The organism is Enterobacter sp. SORGH_AS_0287 (genome assembly GCF_031453695.1).
Lineage (GTDB): Bacteria > Pseudomonadota > Gammaproteobacteria > Enterobacterales > Enterobacteriaceae > Enterobacter > Enterobacter ludwigii.
The window spans coordinates 671,398-689,417 of the sequence record NZ_JAVIZW010000001.1 but is presented as its reverse complement, the minus strand read 5'-3'; the positions used below and the strand labels follow the sequence as shown (position 1 = coordinate 689,417).

Here is an 18,020-nt window from a genome sequence, read left to right as displayed (position 1 = left end):
TATTCACTTCCTCGTTAATCTCCTTTCAGGCAGCTCGCATACTGGTTCGCCAGTTGGCTGAGAAACTGCGAATAGCTCGCTTTGCTCAACTGGATATTCGTTCCTAGCGGGTCAAGGGTTCCCATGCGCACGGATGTTCCCCTGGCCACGGCTTCTACGACCGCTGGCCTGAACTGTGGCTCAGCAAAAACGCATGTCGCTTTCTGCTCAACCAACTGTGTTCTGATTTCATGTAAACGCTGCGCACCAGGTTGAATTTCAGGGTTGACGGTAAAGTGCCCCAGCGGGGTCAGGCCGTAGTGTTTCTCGTAATAGCCATAGGCGTCATGAAAAACGAAATACCCTTTTCCTTTCAACGGTGCGAGCTCATTACCCACCTGCTTATCAGTTGCGGCTAATTGTGCCTCAAAATCCTTCAGGTTGGCGTCTAGTTTGGCTCGACTTTGCGGCATAAGTTCCACTAATTTGTCATGGATTGCAACCGCCGAAAGCCGCGCTATCTCTGGGGATAGCCAAAGGTGCATGTTGTACTCGCCGTGATGGTGATCCCCATCACCTTTTTCGCCGTCGGCGTGTCCGGCATCATGTTCATCACCGTCGTCGTCAGCCCCTTTCATGAGCAACGGTTTCACGCCCGGGAGTTCGGCAATGGCGACCTGTTTTTCGCCCGGCACCTGTTTTGCCGACTTCTGCATAAACGCTTCCATCTCTGGACCAATCCAGACAACTAAGTCCGCGTTTTGTAAGCGTTTTACATCAGATGGACGCAGGGAATAATCATGCTCGGAAGCCCCATCAGGGAGCAGAACCTGGGTGTCAGTAACCCCATCTGCAATCGCGGAAGCAATGAAACCGAGCGGTTTAAGCGAAGCGACAACAGCAGCGTTAACATCTTGTGCTGTTGAACCCCAAAGGGCAGCGGATAATGCTGCGAAAAGAAGCGTATTTTTATGTAACATAATGCGACTAATCATCGTAATGAATGCGTGGGATGTGATATTATAACATTCGTTGACTTCTGCAAGCTTAAATTGACATGACAACTTTGGTTTCTCTCGACAATATTTCGGTCTCATTTGGCCAACGCCGCGTCCTCTCTGACGTGTCGCTGGATCTGAAACCCGGCAAAATTCTGACGCTGCTCGGCCCCAATGGCGCAGGGAAATCCACCCTGGTGCGCGTGGTGCTGGGTCTGGTAACACCTGACGAAGGGATTATCCGCCGTGAGGAAAAATTACGCATCGGCTATGTACCGCAAAAACTCCACCTCGACGCCACACTGCCGCTGACGGTTAGCCGCTTCCTGCGTCTTCGCCCCGGGACACATAAGGCCGATATTCTTCCGGCGCTGAAACGCGTGCAGGCAGGCCATCTGATTGATGCCCCGCTGCAGAAACTGTCCGGCGGTGAAACCCAGCGCGTATTGCTTGCCCGCGCCCTGTTGAGCAGCCCACAGCTTCTGGTGCTGGATGAGCCGACGCAGGGTGTGGACGTGAATGGTCAGGTCGCACTTTACGATTTAATCGACCAGCTACGCCGCGAACTCAACTGTGCGGTGCTGATGGTTTCCCACGATCTCCATCTGGTGATGGCCAAGACCGACGAAGTGCTGTGCCTTAACCATCACATCTGCTGTTCCGGCACGCCGGAAGTGGTGTCAATGCACCCTGAATTCATCTCCATGTTCGGCCCTCGCGGCGCTGAGCAGCTGGGAATTTATCGCCATCATCACAATCACCGCCATGATTTACAGGGACGAATTGTCCTGCGCCGGGGAAATGGACACTCATGATTGAACTGTTACTGCCCGGCTGGCTGGCCGGGATTATGCTTGCCTGCGCCGCGGGCCCGCTGGGCTCGTTTGTGGTGTGGCGCAGAATGTCCTATTTTGGCGATACGCTGGCACACGCGTCTCTGCTGGGCGTTGCCTTTGGCCTGTTACTGGACGTGAATCCCTTCTACGCGGTGATTGTGGTCACGCTGCTGCTGGCCGCAGGGCTGGTATGGCTGGAAAAGCGCCCTCACCTCGCCATCGATACGCTGCTTGGTATTATGGCCCACAGCGCCCTGTCGCTGGGTCTGGTGGTCGTGAGCCTGATGTCGAACATTCGTGTTGATCTGATGGCCTACCTGTTCGGTGACCTGCTGGCCGTGACGCCTGAAGATCTGATCTCCATCGCCGCTGGTGTGGTGGTCGTGCTGGGTATTCTGCTCTGGCAGTGGCGTAATTTGCTGGCGATGACCGTCAGCCCGGATCTGGCGTTTGTCGACGGCGTGAAGTTGCAGCGCGTGAAGCTGTTGCTGATGCTGGTGACGGCGTTAACCATTGGTGTGGCGATGAAATTCGTGGGCGCGCTGATCATCACTTCCCTGCTGATTATCCCCGCGGCCACTGCGCGTCGTTTTGCCCGTACGCCGGAGCAAATGGCCGGTGTGGCGGTTATCATCGGGATGATTGCGGTAACGGGAGGGTTAACCTTCTCGGCGTTCTACGATACCCCTGCCGGCCCGTCTGTGGTGCTGTGTGCGGCGCTGCTGTTTATCTTCAGTATGATGAAGAAGCCTGCAAGCTGATCGACTCTCCCCTCTCCCCCCCGGGAGAGGGAACCTCTGCTACGGCATCGCTGGCGGGGTAATACCAAAATGGTTCCACGCCCGCACCGTTGCCATACGACCGCGCGGGGTACGTTGCAAGAAACCCTGCTGGATCAGATACGGCTCAAGCACATCTTCAATTGTCTCGCGCTCTTCACCAATCGCTGCCGCCAGGTTATCCAGTCCGACCGGACCGCCAAAGAACTTATCCAGTACCGCCAGCAACAGCTTACGGTCCATGTAGTCAAAGCCTTCGGCATCCACATTCAGCATATCCAGCGCCTGCGCTGCAATCTCAGCCGAAATCGTGCCATCGTGTTTTACTTCGGAAAAGTCACGTACGCGACGCAACAGGCGGTTCGCAATACGCGGCGTCCCCCGGGAGCGCTTCGCTACCTCAAACGCCCCTTCCTCGCTCATCTCCAGCCCCATATAGCGGGCACTGCGGCCAACGATATGCTGAAGATCCGCAACCTGATAGAACTCCAGACGCTGAACGATACCAAAACGATCGCGAAGCGGAGAGGTCAATGACCCGGCACGCGTCGTCGCGCCAATCAGGGTAAACGGAGGCAGATCGATTTTGATGGAACGTGCTGCCGGACCTTCACCGATCATGATGTCCAGCTGGTAATCTTCCATCGCCGGATAGAGCACCTCTTCCACGACCGGCGACAGACGGTGGATCTCATCGATAAACAGCACGTCATGCGGTTCAAGGTTGGTCAACATTGCCGCCAGATCGCCCGCTTTTTCCAGCACCGGGCCAGAGGTTGTGCGCAGGTTAACGCCCATTTCATTGGCGACAATGTTCGCCAGCGTGGTTTTCCCCAGACCGGGGGGGCCAAAAATCAGCAGGTGATCGAGTGCATCGCCGCGCAGTTTTGCCGCCTGGATGAAGATCTCCATCTGAGAACGAACCTGCGGCTGGCCAATATACTCATCAAGCAGTTTCGGGCGGATGGCGCGATCCACCACGTCTTCTGCCTGAAGGGTGCCTGCCGATACCAGGCGATCTGCTTCAATCATCCTTTACCTCACAATGCCGCGCGTAGCGCTTCACGAATCAGGGTTTCACTGCTGGCATCCGGTTTGGCAATTTTGCTCACCATCCGGCTGGCCTCCTGAGGTTTATATCCCAGCGCCACCAGCGCAGCAACCGCTTCCTGTTCAGCATCGTCAGAGGCTTGTGCGCCCGGCGAGGTAAGCACCAGATCAGCGGCTGGCGTAAACAGATCGCCATGCAGACCTTTAAAGCGGTCTTTCATCTCGACAATCAGACGCTCCGCGGTTTTCTTGCCGATACCCGGGAGTTTAATCAACGCAGCAGGATCTTCGCGCTCAACGGCATTGACGAACTGCGGAGCGGACATGCCGGACAAAATAGCCAGCGCCAGCTTCGGCCCGACGCCGTTGGTTTTGATCAGCTCGCGAAACAGCATCCGTTCCTGTTTGTTGTTGAAGCCATACAGCAACTGGGCATCTTCACGCACCACAAACTGGGTAAAGACAATCGCCTCTTTGCCCGCGTCCGGCAACTCATAGAAGCAGGTCATCGGCATATGGACTTCATAGCCCACGCCACCGACTTCCAGCAGCACTAACGGGGGTTGTTTTTCAATGATGATGCCTCTGAGTCTGCCTATCACGTGACGCTCCTGCGTTCTGGAAGAAATTAACTGCCGACATAATAAAAAAAGGCTGGATAAACATCCAGCCTGATTTGTCATTATCGTAACCTGCCTCGCGCCAGATTAAGCCGCGATTCGCTCATCTGAATCGCGTTCTGGCTTATATGACAGTGGGTAATGGCTATCGCCAGCGCATCGGCGGCGTCTGCCTGCGGGTTCGCGGGAAGCTTCAGAAGCGTGCGCACCATATGCTGCACCTGACTTTTCTCCGCGCTACCAATCCCCACGACGGTCTGTTTGACCTGTCTGGCTGCGTATTCGAACACCGGAAGATCCTGATTCACCGCCGCAACAATGGCGACGCCCCGTGCTTGACCCAGTTTTAACGCTGAATCGGCGTTTTTCGCCATAAAGACCTGCTCGATGGCAAAAAAGTCGGGCTGAAACTGGGTGATGATCTCCGACACGCCAGCATAGATTAGCTTCAGGCGCGACGGCAGATCGTCCACTTTGGTCCGAATACAGCCGCTGCCAAGGTAGGTTAACTGGCGCCCTACCTGCCGGATGACGCCATAACCGGTGACGCGCGAGCCGGGGTCAATCCCGAGGATAATCGACATCACGCGTCTCCCGTAAACGGTTTATACGCTCTCATCAGAGAGTCGCTGCAACCTCATCAGAGATTTCACCGTTATGATACACTTCCTGCACGTCGTCGCAGTCTTCGAGCATGTCGATCAGACGCAGCAGTTTAGGTGCCGTTTCCGCATCCATGTCCGCTTTGGTTGACGGGATCATGGAGACTTCAGCGTTGTCGGCTTTCAGACCCGCCGCTTCCAGCGCATCACGTACTGCGCCCATCTCTTCCCACGCGGTGTAGACGTCGATTGCGCCATCATCATAGGTCACAACGTCTTCTGCACCGGCTTCCAGCGCCGCTTCCATGATTACGTCTTCGTCGCCTTTCTCGAAGGAGATGACGCCTTTTTTGCTGAACAGATAGGCCACGGAGCCGTCAGTGCCCAGGTTACCACCGCATTTGCTGAAGGCATGACGCACTTCCGCTACGGTACGGTTACGGTTGTCGGACAGACATTCAACCATCACCGCCGTACCGCCAGGACCGTAACCTTCATAAATGATGGTTTCCATGTTCGCGTCTTCATCACCGCCTACGCCACGTGCGATAGCACGGTTCAGGGTGTCACGCGTCATGTTGTTGGACAGGGCTTTATCCACTGCCGCGCGCAGACGCGGGTTAGACGCCGCATCGCCGCCGCCCAGACGTGCCGCTGTAACCAGCTCACGAATAATTTTGGTGAAGATCTTACCGCGCTTGGCATCCTGTGCCGCTTTGCGGTGTTTGGTGTTGGCCCACTTACTATGACCTGCCATAAAAATTTCCTCAAAGAGCGCGCCTTTTCAGGCTACGTTAATTACAAATTCTTCAATCGCCTGCCGGTTGCTCCACGATTTGGTCAGTGCAGCGGCATCCGCCGCATCCACCCAGCGGTAGGTCAGGTGTTCGGTAAACACGATCTCCCGTTCATGGGGGAGCGCGAGACAGAACCACGATTCCGTATTGCGCTCAATACCCGGCGCATAGCGATGACGTAAATGGCTAAAAATTTCAAACTCCACCGTGCGCTGACAGTCCTTCAGGGTCAGTTGCTCGCAAGCAACGTCAATGGTGACCTCTTCCTTTACTTCGCGCGCGGCGGCCTGCGACGCGGTCTCCCCCTCTTCCAGGCTGCCGGTAACCGACTGCCAGAAATCAGGGTCATCGCGCCGCTGCAACATCAGCACCCGTTTCGTATCTTCTGCATAAATGACAACCAGAACCGAAACGGGACGCTTATACTGCATATTATTCGTTCTCCGAAATCTCTTTTGAAGCTTTCGGAAGCACCTGAATGCCCAGCTCAGCCAGCGCGGCCGGGTTGGCAAAGCTTGGAGCTTCCGTCATCAGACAGGCCGCAGCCGTGGTTTTCGGGAAGGCGATAACATCACGAATGTTGTCGGTGCCGGTCAGCAGCATGGTCAAACGGTCAAGACCGAATGCCAGACCCGCGTGTGGCGGCGTACCGTATTTCAGGGCGTCCAACAGGAAGCCGAATTTCTCGCGCTGTTCGTGCTCGTTGATTCCCAGAATACCAAACACGGTTTGCTGCATTTCGCCGCTGTGAATACGCACGGAACCGCCACCCACTTCGTAGCCGTTGATAACCATGTCATACGCGTTTGCTACCGCATCTTCCGGTGCCGCTTTCAGCTCTGCCGCCGTCATGTCTTTTGGCGAGGTGAACGGGTGGTGCATTGCGGTCAGGCCGCCTTCACCGTCGTCTTCGAACATTGGGAAGTCGATTACCCACAGCGGAGCCCATTTGCTCTCGTCCGTCAGGCTCAGGTCTTTACCCAGCTTCAGACGCAGCGCGCCCATTGCGTCAGCAACGATTTTCTTGTTGTCTGCACCAAAGAAGATCATGTCGCCATCCTGTGCGCCGGTGCGCTCGAGGATCGCTTCCACGATTTCCGCGTTCAGGAATTTTGCCACCGGGCTGGTAATGCCTTCCAGACCTTTCGCACGTTCGGTCACTTTAATATAGGCCAGACCTTTCGCGCCGTAGATCTTGATGAAGTTGCCGTAATCGTCAATCTGCTTACGGCTCAGCGCCGCACCGCCCGGTACACGCAGGGCAGCCACGCGACCTTTTGGGTCGTTAGCCGGGCCGGCAAATACCGCGAACTCAACGGATTTCACCAGGTCTGCAACGTCCACCAGCACCATCGGGTTACGCAGGTCTGGTTTGTCAGAACCGTAGCGACGTTCAGCTTCAGCGAAGGTCATGATGGGGAAATCACCCAGTTCCACGCCTTTCACGTCATTCCACAGACTGCGCACCAGGGCTTCCATCACTTCACGCACCTGCTCGGCCGTCATGAAGGAGGTTTCCACATCGATCTGGGTAAATTCTGGCTGACGATCAGCACGCAGGTCTTCGTCGCGGAAGCATTTTACAATCTGATAGTAGCGATCGAAGCCGGACATCATCAGCAGCTGTTTAAACAGCTGAGGAGACTGTGGCAGCGCGTAGAATTTGCCTTTGTGTACACGGGATGGAACCAGGTAGTCGCGCGCGCCTTCCGGTGTGGCTTTGGTCAGCATCGGGGTTTCGATGTCGAGGAAACCGTGGTCATCCATAAAGCGACGCACCAGGCTGGTGATTTTCGCACGGGTTTTCAGGCGCTGAGCCATTTCCGGACGACGCAGGTCCAGATAGCGGTATTTCAGACGCGCTTCTTCAGTGTTGACGTGGTTGGAGTCCAGCGGCAGCGCTTCAGCACGGTTGATGATAACCAGATCCGACGCCAGCACTTCAATTGTGCCGGTCGCCATGTCTGCGTTAACGTTTTTCTCGTCACGCGCACGTACGGTGCCGGTGACCTGAATGCAGAACTCATTACGCAGCTCAGAAGCCAGCTTCAACGCATCTGCGCGATCTGGGTCGAAGAACACCTGAACGATACCTTCGCGGTCGCGCATATCGATGAAGATAAGGCTCCCAAGATCACGACGACGATTGACCCAACCACACAGGGTTACCTGCTGTCCAACGTGGGACTGACGCAGCTGCCCGCAATATTCTGTACGCATGAGATATCCCTTAATTAGCCGCAGGCTAAATGTCGCCTGGAATGCAGGCTACTATGTCGCAGCTTTCTGTATGTCACAACTGGATGAAAAAAGGCGGCTATTATACTGGAAATTCCGCCAGACGATAAGAGCGAACCACGGCCAGACGGTCGTTTGCTGCGCGCTTATTGCGTATTCTCACAAAAATTAACAAAATTATCCGACCGATAACAGGTCATTACGTCGTAAGGTGTAGCGGAAGCGACTCATTTCACTGGAGTTACCATGTTAACACTTAATGCCCGCAAAACCGCGCTTGTGGTGATTGATTTACAGGAAGGGATCCTGCCGTTTGCCGGAGGCCCGCACAGCGCCGAAGATGTTGTCAGCCGCGCCGCGCGTCTGGCAGAAAAATGCCGTGCCAGCGGTGCCCCTGTGATCATGGTGCGCGTTGGCTGGTCAGCGGATTTCGCTGAGGCCTTAAAACAGCCTGTCGATGCTCAGGTTGCAGCACATTCACTACCTGAAAACTGGTGGACCTATCCGGTTTCGCTCGGCAAACGGGACAGCGATATCGAAGTGACCAAACGCCAGTGGGGCGCATTCTACGGCACCGATCTTGAGCTGCAGCTGCGTCGGCGCGGTATCGACACCCTGATTCTCTGTGGGATCTCCACCAACATTGGCGTGGAATCCACCGCCCGAAACGCCTGGGAACTGGGCTTTAACCTGGTGATTGTTGAGGATGCATGCAGCGCAGCGTCTGCGGAGCAGCACCAGGGCAGTATGACCCACATCTTCCCGCGCATTGGCCGCGTGCGTAGCACGGACGACATTATAAGCGCCCTATGATCTACCTTGGCCTGCCCCAGTGGTCGCACCCGAAATGGGTGCGCCTGGGTATTACCAGCCTTGAAGAATATGCCCGTCATTTCAACTGTGTCGAGGGCAATACCACCCTCTACGCGTTGCCCAGAGCAGAGATTGTTGAGCGCTGGCGCGACCAGACGACCGATGATTTCCGCTTCTGCTTCAAGTTTCCGGCGACGATCTCCCACACCGCTGCGCTGCGAAACTGCGGTGATTTGACCGACGAGTTCTTTGGCCGGATGTCGCCGCTGGCGAACCGCATCGGTCAGTACTGGTTGCAGCTTCCGGCCACCTTTAGCCCACGCGACCTGCCTGCGCTATGGCAGTTTCTTGATACCCTGCCCAAAGACTTTACCTACGGCGTTGAGGTGAGACATGCGGCGTTTTTTGCCAAGGGAGAGGCTGAAACGGCGCTTAACCGTGGCTTACATGCGCGCGGGGTGAACCGGGTGATTCTCGACAGCCGTCCCGTGCACAGCGCCATCCCGCATAACGAGGCCATCATTGATGCCCAGCGTAAAAAGCCCAGAGTGCCTGTTCACGCCGTGGTCACCGCGCAAAACCCGATGGTCAGGTTTATCGGCAGCGATAATATGCAGCAAAACCAGGAGATGTTCGCCGTCTGGCTGCAAAAATTAGCAAAATGGGAGCAAACCACCACACCGTATCTCTTTCTCCATACGCCGGATATCGCTCATGCCCCCGAACTGGTCGATGTTCTCTGGCAGGCCTTGCAGGCTGCGGTTCCGTCTGTAGGCAGCGCCCCTTCTATCCCACAACAATCTTCTCTTTTCTGATATCAGCCCCTATCATAGGAAGGTGCCATCTGCCAAAAACAGGGAGTTAGTATGGTCAGCGCGCTGTATGCGGTGTTAGGTGCATTACTGCTGATTAAGTTTTCATTTGATGTTGTGCGCCTGCGAATGCAGTATCGTGTTTCCTACGGTGACGGCGGTTTTTCGGAGTTACAAAGCGCTATCCGCATTCACGGTAATGCGGTTGAGTACATCCCCGTTGCGTTAATTTTGCTGCTGTTTATGGAAATGAACGGCGCGGAAACCTGGATGGTGCACGTCTGCGGCCTGCTTCTGATTGCCGGCCGGTTAATGCATTATTACGGCTTTCACCACCGCTTATTCCGCTGGCGTCGTTCCGGCATGAGCGCGACCTGGTGTTCGCTTTTGCTGATGGTGCTGGCTAACCTTTGGTATATGCCGTGGGAGTTGGTTTTCTCCTTCCATTAGCGCACAATACGCCACTTTATTTTTCCCGGATTTTTACGTTATGTCAGATCGCGACACGCTTTTTTCCGCGCCTATCGCCAGCCTGGGCGACTGGACCTTCGATGAACGGGTAGCCGAAGTCTTCCCGGATATGATCCAGCGCTCTGTTCCCGGTTATTCCAATATCATCTCTATGATCGGCATGCTGGCTGAGCGTTTCGTTCAACCCGGCACGCAGGTGTATGATCTGGGCTGCTCGCTCGGCGCGGCAACGCTGTCTGTTCGTCGTAACGTTCACCATGAAGGCTGCAAAATCATTGCCGTCGATAACTCCCCGGCCATGGTGGAACGCTGCCGTCGCCACATCGACGCGTATAAAGCCCCGACGCCAGTCGAGGTTGTGGAAGGTGATATCCGTGATATCGACATCAATAACGCGTCGCTGGTGGTTCTGAATTTTACTCTGCAGTTCCTGGTGCCTGAAGACCGTCAGCTGTTGCTGGACAAAATTTATAAAGGCCTGAAACCCGGTGGCGCGCTGGTGCTGTCCGAGAAATTCAGCTTTGAAGATGCCGAAGTGGGTGAGCTGCTGTTCAATATGCACCACGACTTCAAACGGGCCAACGGCTATAGCGAACTGGAAATTAGCCAGAAACGTAGCATGCTCGAAAACGTGATGCTGACGGACTCCGTCGAAACCCATAAAGCACGCCTGCGTCAGGCAGGCTTCGAGCACAGCGAACTGTGGTTCCAGTGCTTCAACTTCGGCTCGCTGGTGGCGCTGAAAGGTGGGGACATCGCATGATCGAGTTCAGTAATTTCTATCAGCTGATTGCCAAAAACCACCTCTCCCACTGGCTGGAGACGCTGCCTGCACAAATTGCTGCCTGGCAGCGGGATCAGCAGCATGGTCTGTTAAAGCAGTGGTCCAACGCGGTGGAGTTTCTGCCGGAACTGACCCCACACCGTCTGGATCTGCTCCACAGCGTTACCGCGCAAAGCGAAACGCCGCTTCCGCCCGGGCAGATAAACCGCATTGAAACGCTGATGCGTAACCTGATGCCATGGCGCAAAGGTCCGTTCTCACTCTACGGCGTTAACATTAATACTGAATGGCGTTCTGACTGGAAATGGGATCGCGTGCTGCCTCACCTTTCCGACCTGACCGGGCGAACCATTCTGGATGTTGGCTGCGGCAGCGGTTACCACATGTGGCGCATGATTGGCGCAGGGGCACATCTGGCGGTGGGGATTGACCCTATGCAGCTATTCCTGTGCCAGTTTGAAGCGGTGCGTAAATTGCTGGGTAACGACCAGCGCGCGCACTTGCTGCCGTTGGGTATTGAGCAGCTCCCTGCCCTGAAGGCGTTTGACACCGTGTTTTCGATGGGTGTCCTGTACCACCGCCGCTCCCCACTCGAACATCTGTGGCAGCTGAAAGATCAGCTGGTCAGCGGCGGCGAACTGGTGCTGGAAACGCTGGTGGTAGAGGGTGATGAAAATACCGTTCTGGTGCCGGGCGATCGCTATGCGCAGATGCGGAACGTTTACTTTATCCCTTCCGCGCCGGCGCTGAAAAACTGGCTGGAGAAGTGCGGTTTTGTGGATGTCCGTATTGCCGATGTTTGCGTAACGTCAACTGAAGAACAGCGTCGCACCGACTGGATGATCACCGAATCGCTGGCGGAATTCCTCGACCCGGCAGACCACAGCAAGACTGTCGAAGGGTATCCTGCGCCAATGCGCGCGGTGTTGATCGCGACGAAACCGTAGATTCCCCCGGTCCTCTTCCCAAAGGGGCGCGGGAGAAAAGACCGCACCGTACTGTCCCTCTCCTCTTTGGGGAGAGGGTTAGGGGCATAAAAAAAGGCCCCTGTTGAAATTGCAGGGGCCTGGTACAAGCAAGCATCATATTGGGCGACATGATGCGCGGTAAAAATCGGTACGTTGCTACACGTGATGACGTTCAATCATCGATTTCATTACCGCAACCGACTCTCCCTCTACACCGTAGCGTGAGTACTCATCCGCTTCAGCATCCGTCGACATTGACAACCCTGTGTTGCGATAACGCATGGGCGATGGCATCCATTTGCCCGCAGAGCTGTGAAGCTCCTCTACCCCGGCGTTTAAAAACAGTTCCATATTGCTGGCACGCACTCCCGCACCCGCCATTATTATTGGAACACCGGAATGTGCTTTTAGTTCCGTAATTAATTGCAGTCCTTTTTCAGCAGAGGACTGCTGACCCGATGTCAGAACCCGCGCCACGCCAAGTTCAGCAAGAATATCAAAGGATTGCAGGGGATTTTTACACATATCAAACGCGCGATGAAAAGTGACCGCCATCCCTTTTGCCGCGTTCATGACCTGACGCATGCGCGGCAGATCGACATTGCCGTCTTCATCAAGCAACCCAATAACCAGGCCGGGGAATCCCAGATCGCCAACGAGAGTGATATCTTCAAGCATGGCACTGAACTCGCCCGGCGTGTAACAGAAATCGCCGCCGCGAGGACGAATAATCGGGTGTACCGGAACGGTGACAGCCTGACGGGCAGACTTCAGCATCCCGTATGAAGGCGTTAACCCACCCTCTTTGGGTGCGGCGCACAGTTCAATGCGGTCTGCCCCGTGCTGTTGCGCGGTGACGGCACACTCCACGCTGTAACAACAAATCTCCAGCAGCGCCATTACATCCTCCTTAATACCCACTTAACGCACCATCATGACACGCAGGCTACGCCCGGTCTCAGCGTACGGTCACATCTTATGCTTCGCTGGCAACAATCTGTTCAATCGTCCAGGGATGGAACTTCACGGTAACCTGTCCGTCAGTGACGGCCAGAGTAGGATTTGGCAGACGCTCACGTTCGCCTTTCGGGGAACTTGTTTTCACAAAAATGCCAGGCTTGCTCAGACCCTCATCAGACAACAGCGCCAGTGCACGAGCATTCAGCGTTTCGGGCTCACCCGGCAGGACAATTTCGATATGCTCCCAGCCTTCATGCGGATAGCGTTTCTCGCCCGGCCAGGGCAATTCGACCACACTGAACTGCCAGTGAGCCACGCACACCGGTTCATGCAGTTTGAACAGGCAGATGGGGCGACCGTTAATGACGTTCTCTGAGAGCAACTCGCCACACTGTTCAAATCCGCGACGCCAGCGCTCGGCGGTTGCGTTCTGATGGCAGCGCAAGGAGATGTGATCGGCCTCAAGCGGCGCAATATCCAGACCAAGGCGGGTGGCAAGTTCTGTGAACGCCTGGGTGAAGCGCGGTAAATCTGCGGAAATATCATGCAGTTCGTCAATGGAGTGCCAGTTCGCCATACGTCAGTCTCTTATCGTGTCGCAAAGCCGCTAATTTACTCTGTTGCCCTCTTTCGACCAACCTCTGAATAGCGGTTTTTACGACTGCATGTTTATGCATGCTTTCTCAGCCTGGATTCTGAGCAATCTTCGGCCCCCGCAATGCTGACGCCAGAAGGCATTTGCAGTATACTCCCGCCCTAAATTCTTTAACTGGCGCGGGCGGTTATTTGCCCGCATCAAAAATGTAAGGTATCCAGGTGAATATTCAGGCTCTTCTCTCCGAAAAAGTCAGTCAGGCACTGATTGCAGCAGGTGCGCCTGCGGATTGCGAACCGCAGGTTCGTCAGTCAGCAAAAGTACAGTTTGGCGACTATCAGGCTAATGGCGTGATGGCAGTGGCTAAAAAACTGGGTATGCCGCCGCGACAACTCGCCGAGCAGGTGCTGACTCATCTGGATCTCACCGGTATTGCCAGCAAAACTGAAATCGCCGGCCCTGGATTTATCAACATCTTCCTTGAGCCTGCTTTCCTGGCACGCCACGTTGACGCGGCGCTGAAATCTGACCGTCTGGGTGTTTCCCAGCCAGAAGCGCAGACCGTGGTGATTGACTACTCAGCGCCAAACGTGGCGAAAGAGATGCACGTCGGGCACCTGCGTTCCACCATTATCGGTGACGCGGCCGTGCGTACCCTGGAGTTCCTCGGTCACAAAGTGATCCGCGCGAACCACGTGGGCGACTGGGGTACCCAGTTCGGGATGCTGATTGCTTACCTGGAAAAACAGCAACAGGAAAACGCGGGTGAGATGGCCCTGGCAGACCTGGAAGGGTTCTACCGCGAAGCTAAAAAACATTACGACGAAGACGACGCTTTTGCCGAGCGCGCGCGCAGTTACGTGGTAAAACTGCAGGGCGGCGACCCGTACTTCCTCGAGATGTGGCGCAAACTGGTTGACATCACCATGTCCCAGAACCAGCTCACCTATAACCGTCTGAACGTCACCCTGACCCGTGACGATGTGATGGGTGAAAGCCTCTATAACCCGATGCTGCCTGGCATTGTGGCTGACCTGAAGGCCAAAAACCTGGCGGTTGAGAGCGAAGGCGCGACGGTCGTGTTCCTTGATGAGTATAAAAACAAGGAAGGCGAACCGATGGGCGTGATAATCCAGAAAAAGGATGGCGGCTATCTCTACACCACCACCGATATCGCCTGTGCGAAATACCGTTACGAAACGCTGCATGCGGACCGCGTGCTGTACTACATTGACTCCCGTCAGCACCAGCACCTGATGCAGGCGTGGACTATCGTGCGCAAAGCAGGCTACGTGCCGGATTCCGTGCCGCTTGAACACCATATGTTCGGCATGATGCTGGGTAAAGACGGTAAGCCGTTCAAAACCCGTGCGGGCGGTACCGTGAAGCTGTCCGACCTGCTGGACGAAGCGCTGGAACGCGCCCGCCGTCTGGTGGCCGAGAAGAATCCGGATATGCCTGCCGATGAGCTGGAAAAACTCGCCAACGCCGTGGGTATCGGTGCGGTGAAGTACGCGGATCTCTCCAAGAACCGTACCACCGACTATATCTTCGACTGGGATAACATGCTGGCCTTTGAAGGTAATACTGCGCCGTATATGCAGTATGCCTACACCCGCGTGCTCTCCGTGTTCCGTAAAGCCAGTATCGATGAAAGCGCGCTGGCCAATGCTGAGGTGATCATTTCCGAAGATCGCGAAGCCCAGCTGGCGGCACGTCTGCTGCAGTTTGAAGAGACGCTGGCCGTTGTCGCACGTGACGGTACCCCGCATGTGATGTGCTCTTACCTGTACGATCTGGCGGGTCTGTTCTCCGGTTTCTACGAACACTGCCCTATCCTGTCTGCGGAAAGCGAAGCAGTCCGCAACAGCCGCCTGAAGCTGGCTCAGCTGACGGCGAAGACCCTGAAGCTGGGTCTGGATACCCTGGGTATCGAAACCGTAGAGCGCATGTAATAAACAAACCCGGCCATCGCCGGGTTTTTTATGTTCAAAAATATTTGCGCAGGTATTCCGTTAAACACAGGATTGCCATGGCCTGTCCATAGGGCATCGACGTGAGTGGGATCTGGCGATAGAACGCCAGATCGCTGCCCATCCCCGTACCGAACGACGTCTGCAGTAACTCCCCTTCCGGCGAGATATTTTCCACAATGCCGCGAATCGCTTTCTCCGCCACCTCAGCATATTCCGCGCCGACATAGCGTTTACGCACCGCTTTCAGAATACCGTAGGCAAAGCCTGCCGTGGCTGACGCCTCAAGGTAGGAATGCGGATCGTCGAGCAGCGTATGCCACAGGCCGCTATCGTCCTGACATTTGGCGAGGGCCGCAATCTGCGCGTTCAGCACCTGCACAAGGTAGCGACGAACGGCGTTATGTTCAGGCAAACCCACCAGCTCAAGGAAATCCGGGATCACGATGGTCAGCCAGCTGTTGCCTCGTGCCCAGCGTGCCTTCGCAAAGTTATGGTGGCCTTCGTAATTCCAGCCGTGGAACCACAGGCCGGTTTCGCGATCCATCAGGTTCTGCACGTGCAGCAGAAACTGATACACCGCCTCTTCAACGTACTCCGGTTTATTAAGGAGCTTGCCGATTTTCGCCAGCGGCAGAACCGTCATCATCAGCGTGTCATCCCACATCTGCTGAGAATTCTCTTCCGCCAGGGTGATGTGCTGCATGCCGCCATGGTCGGTGCGCGGCATCTCATTCATGGCCCACTCCGCCCAACTTTCCAGCCACGGCAGCCAGGCCGGGTTTCTGGTCTCTTCGTAACGATAAGCCAGCGTCAGGAACGGTGACATGGTATTCACGTTTTTGGTGGTCGCCCCTTCCCTGAAACGATCGGCAAACCAGCGGTCAATGATGTCACGCATCGCTTCGTCGCCCGTCTGGCAGTAATACTGCCAGATACCGTATAACCCCACGCCGTGGGTCCACTCCCAGCCTGCCCATCCTTTGGTGTCAATGACCCGCCCGTCGTCCAGGCGCAGTAAAAACTCACCTGTTGTGTCGTGGATATTAACGAGGTTATGCGTCACCTTTTCAATCAGCGATTTCAGCTCGTCCCGGGCGATGAAATGCGCAGGCTGACGCAGGAGTGGACTGTGTTTGACCGGCCAAACTTTCATTATCTTAACCTCTGTTGTATGTCGAATTCAGTACCGCACGCCCCTTCAGCGAAGGTGCCGCAGGCTTATTACGATTCAGATAACCGATGTTGTTATTGCCCCACAGCGACGCATAAGGCATACCGGCCAGCATCTCCACGGTGGCGCGGGCTTCTGGTGTCGCACTCTCAGGAATGGCGCGGCCAGACGCGCGCATTTTGGCGGTCTCTTCACGCAGCGTGGTGTGGGTGTGCAAATTGAGTTTGAAACGCAGCGAAACCAGGAAGCCGCAGAACAGAACCAGAAGCGTTCCCACGCTCAGGATCAGCAGAATGGTGTGGCTCACTTCCGCGGGCTGGGTCTTTTGTCCGCTGACAAAGCCGGACATCTGCATCACAATGCCCACCAGCATTACCGCCCCCGCCTGCGAGGCTTTGCGGGTCAGCGTCATGATGCCGGCGAAAATCCCTTCGCGGCGCTGGCCGGTGATCACTTCATCGACATCAGCAATGTAGGTGTAGGTATTCCACGGTACATAGTTGATCCCACCGCGTCCCAGCCCGGCAACTGCAGAGACCAGCAATAACAGAGAGTAGATATCACTCAGGCCCGCGTAATACAGCACGGCGTAGGAAAGCGATGCCAGGCCAAACAGCACCACGACCATTCGATAGGACGGCGCGGGTCCGAAGCGAATGCACAGCGGGATCATGGCGATAACTGCAATAAACTGGAAGATGGCCATCGTGCCCAGCAGGCTGGAGGCCATGGATGCTTCCTGCATCAGCACGAAAACCACGTAGTAGGTAAACACGGCATTAAAGACGTCCTGGGCGATATACCCGCCAAGGTACATCCCCAGATGCTGACGGAAAATTCTCACGCGCAGCGTAGAGCTCAACTCCACAAACAGGCGGTTGAGGCTCTGCCCGAGCGACAGTTTCTTCTTCTCTTCTTCGGCACGCAGGGCGGCTTCGCTCCACTCTTCCCGCGGTCGCTCCCAGGTGAAGAACCAGACGAGCATCAGCATCAGCGCGCACAGCACGGAGAAGACCAGGCTTGCATAGAAAAAGGAGACCGCGTTGTCTTTGCCGAAATGCGTGAGCAGGATCCCCGGCAGGAATGAGGCCAGGATGGCAGACATTTGCGCCATCGAGATACGGGCACCTGAGAAGCGGGTTTTCTGTTTAAAGTCATCGGTCATTTCCGGCACCAGCGTTTCGTACGGCACCAGAATCATGGTGTAGACGATATCGAACACCAGATAGGTCAGCAGGTAATACCAGAAACTCATCTCCCCCACCCACATCAGGGAGTAGCTGAACACGCACGGGATCCCCAGCAGAATAAAGAACTTACGCCGACCGAAGCGCTTGCCGAGCCAGGTCGTGCCAAAGTTATCGGTCAAAAAGCCCATCAAAGGGCTGACGACGGCATCCAGTACCCTTGCGGCAGCAAAGATGAAGGTTGCTTCAATCGGGGAGAGTCCACAGAACGTTGTATAAAAATACAAAAGCCAGGCCGCCGTCAGGGCGGTGGTTCCCGCCCCGAGGAAATCGCCTGACCCGTAAGCAAGATAATTTGCGAGTCCAATTTTTCGTGTTTTCATT

Annotated in this window: 19 protein-coding genes; 8 read left to right on the top strand and 11 right to left on the bottom strand. The window is 55.5% G+C overall.

The window, feature by feature from the left end; genetic code table 11:
- Positions 1-14 precede the first annotated feature (14 nt).
- Positions 15-959 (bottom strand): zinc ABC transporter substrate-binding protein ZnuA, encoded by a 945-nt coding sequence (znuA, locus tag QE396_RS03195; RefSeq protein WP_025203849.1) that lies wholly within the window; start codon positions 957-959, stop codon positions 15-17.
- A gap of 77 nt (positions 960-1,036) precedes the next feature.
- Between znuA and znuC the strand changes: the two genes are divergently transcribed.
- Together znuC and znuB are read left to right on the top strand one after the other, a co-directional pair.
- Positions 1,037-1,792 (top strand): zinc ABC transporter ATP-binding protein ZnuC, encoded by a 756-nt coding sequence (gene znuC / locus QE396_RS03190; RefSeq protein WP_020883396.1) that lies wholly within the window; start codon positions 1,037-1,039, stop codon positions 1,790-1,792.
- Positions 1,789-2,574 (top strand): zinc ABC transporter permease subunit ZnuB, encoded by a 786-nt coding sequence (znuB, locus tag QE396_RS03185; protein WP_014170639.1) that lies wholly within the window; start codon positions 1,789-1,791, stop codon positions 2,572-2,574. Before znuC ends, znuB begins: the two co-directional genes overlap by 4 nt.
- Before the next feature lie 39 nt (positions 2,575-2,613).
- Here the strand turns inward: znuB and ruvB are convergent, their stop codons facing one another.
- The 6 genes from ruvB to aspS form a co-directional block, all read right to left on the bottom strand.
- A complete protein-coding gene (ruvB, locus tag QE396_RS03180) occupies positions 2,614-3,624 on the bottom strand; it encodes a Holliday junction branch migration DNA helicase RuvB (RefSeq protein ID WP_014170640.1) in 1,011 nt (336 codons plus the stop codon).
- Positions 3,625-3,632: 8 nt separating this feature from the next.
- A complete protein-coding gene (ruvA, locus tag QE396_RS03175) occupies positions 3,633-4,244 on the bottom strand; it encodes a Holliday junction branch migration protein RuvA (protein WP_020883395.1) in 612 nt (203 codons plus the stop codon).
- A gap of 80 nt (positions 4,245-4,324) precedes the next feature.
- Positions 4,325-4,846, bottom strand: coding sequence for a crossover junction endodeoxyribonuclease RuvC (ruvC, locus tag QE396_RS03170; protein WP_020883394.1), 522 nt, complete (start codon positions 4,844-4,846; stop codon positions 4,325-4,327).
- A gap of 34 nt (positions 4,847-4,880) precedes the next feature.
- A complete protein-coding gene (locus QE396_RS03165; protein WP_014170643.1) occupies positions 4,881-5,621 on the bottom strand; it encodes a YebC/PmpR family DNA-binding transcriptional regulator in 741 nt (246 codons plus the stop codon).
- A 27-nt stretch (positions 5,622-5,648) separates the two neighbouring features.
- Entirely contained in the window at positions 5,649-6,092 is a 444-nt protein-coding gene (gene nudB / locus QE396_RS03160; protein WP_014170644.1) for a dihydroneopterin triphosphate diphosphatase, read from the bottom strand.
- A 1-nt stretch (position 6,093) separates the two neighbouring features.
- Positions 6,094-7,881: an aspartate--tRNA ligase gene (aspS, locus tag QE396_RS03155; protein ID WP_309949892.1), complete on the bottom strand. Its 1,788-nt coding sequence runs from the start codon at positions 7,879-7,881 to the stop codon at positions 6,094-6,096.
- A 264-nt stretch (positions 7,882-8,145) separates the two neighbouring features.
- On the opposite strand from aspS, the gene QE396_RS03150 reads away from it, so the two are divergent.
- The 5 genes from QE396_RS03150 to cmoB are packed head-to-tail and all read left to right on the top strand — an operon-like array spanning position 8,146 to position 11,726.
- Positions 8,146-8,712, top strand: a complete 567-nt coding sequence (locus tag QE396_RS03150; RefSeq protein WP_014170646.1) for a hydrolase — start codon at positions 8,146-8,148, stop codon at positions 8,710-8,712.
- Positions 8,709-9,527 carry a DUF72 domain-containing protein gene (locus QE396_RS03145; RefSeq protein WP_020883392.1) on the top strand — a complete coding sequence of 273 codons (819 nt, stop codon included), beginning with the start codon at positions 8,709-8,711 and terminating at the stop codon, positions 9,525-9,527. The genes QE396_RS03150 and QE396_RS03145 overlap by 4 nt, the downstream gene beginning before the upstream one ends.
- Positions 9,528-9,578: 51 nt before the next feature.
- Complete coding sequence (locus QE396_RS03140) at positions 9,579-9,974, top strand: MAPEG family protein (RefSeq protein ID WP_020883391.1); 396 nt, start codon at positions 9,579-9,581, stop codon at positions 9,972-9,974.
- Positions 9,975-10,014: 40 nt separating this feature from the next.
- Positions 10,015-10,758 (top strand): carboxy-S-adenosyl-L-methionine synthase CmoA, encoded by a 744-nt coding sequence (gene cmoA, locus QE396_RS03135; protein ID WP_020883390.1) that lies wholly within the window; start codon positions 10,015-10,017, stop codon positions 10,756-10,758.
- Positions 10,755-11,726 (top strand): tRNA 5-methoxyuridine(34)/uridine 5-oxyacetic acid(34) synthase CmoB, encoded by a 972-nt coding sequence (gene cmoB / locus QE396_RS03130; RefSeq protein ID WP_020883389.1) that lies wholly within the window; start codon positions 10,755-10,757, stop codon positions 11,724-11,726. The genes cmoA and cmoB overlap by 4 nt, the downstream gene beginning before the upstream one ends.
- Before the next feature lie 177 nt (positions 11,727-11,903).
- Here the strand turns inward: cmoB and cutC are convergent, their stop codons facing one another.
- Both cutC and QE396_RS03120 read right to left on the bottom strand, forming a co-directional pair.
- Positions 11,904-12,647: a copper homeostasis protein CutC gene (cutC, locus tag QE396_RS03125; protein WP_020883388.1), complete on the bottom strand. Its 744-nt coding sequence runs from the start codon at positions 12,645-12,647 to the stop codon at positions 11,904-11,906.
- A 76-nt stretch (positions 12,648-12,723) separates the two neighbouring features.
- The gene (locus QE396_RS03120; protein ID WP_020883387.1) at positions 12,724-13,284 is read right to left on the bottom strand and encodes a VOC family protein; all 561 of its coding nucleotides are present in this window, start codon (positions 13,282-13,284) and stop codon (positions 12,724-12,726) included.
- A 239-nt stretch (positions 13,285-13,523) separates the two neighbouring features.
- On the opposite strand from QE396_RS03120, the gene argS reads away from it, so the two are divergent.
- The gene (gene argS, locus QE396_RS03115; protein ID WP_014170653.1) at positions 13,524-15,257 is read left to right on the top strand and encodes an arginine--tRNA ligase; all 1,734 of its coding nucleotides are present in this window, start codon (positions 13,524-13,526) and stop codon (positions 15,255-15,257) included.
- Between the two features lie 34 nt (positions 15,258-15,291).
- Here the strand turns inward: argS and QE396_RS03110 are convergent, their stop codons facing one another.
- A complete protein-coding gene (locus tag QE396_RS03110) occupies positions 15,292-16,431 on the bottom strand; it encodes a glycoside hydrolase family 105 protein (RefSeq protein WP_309949888.1) in 1,140 nt (379 codons plus the stop codon).
- Positions 16,432-16,435: 4 nt separating this feature from the next.
- A complete protein-coding gene (locus QE396_RS03105; protein WP_025203842.1) occupies positions 16,436-18,019 on the bottom strand; it encodes an MFS transporter in 1,584 nt (527 codons plus the stop codon).
- Between the last annotated feature and the right edge of the window lies 1 nt (position 18,020).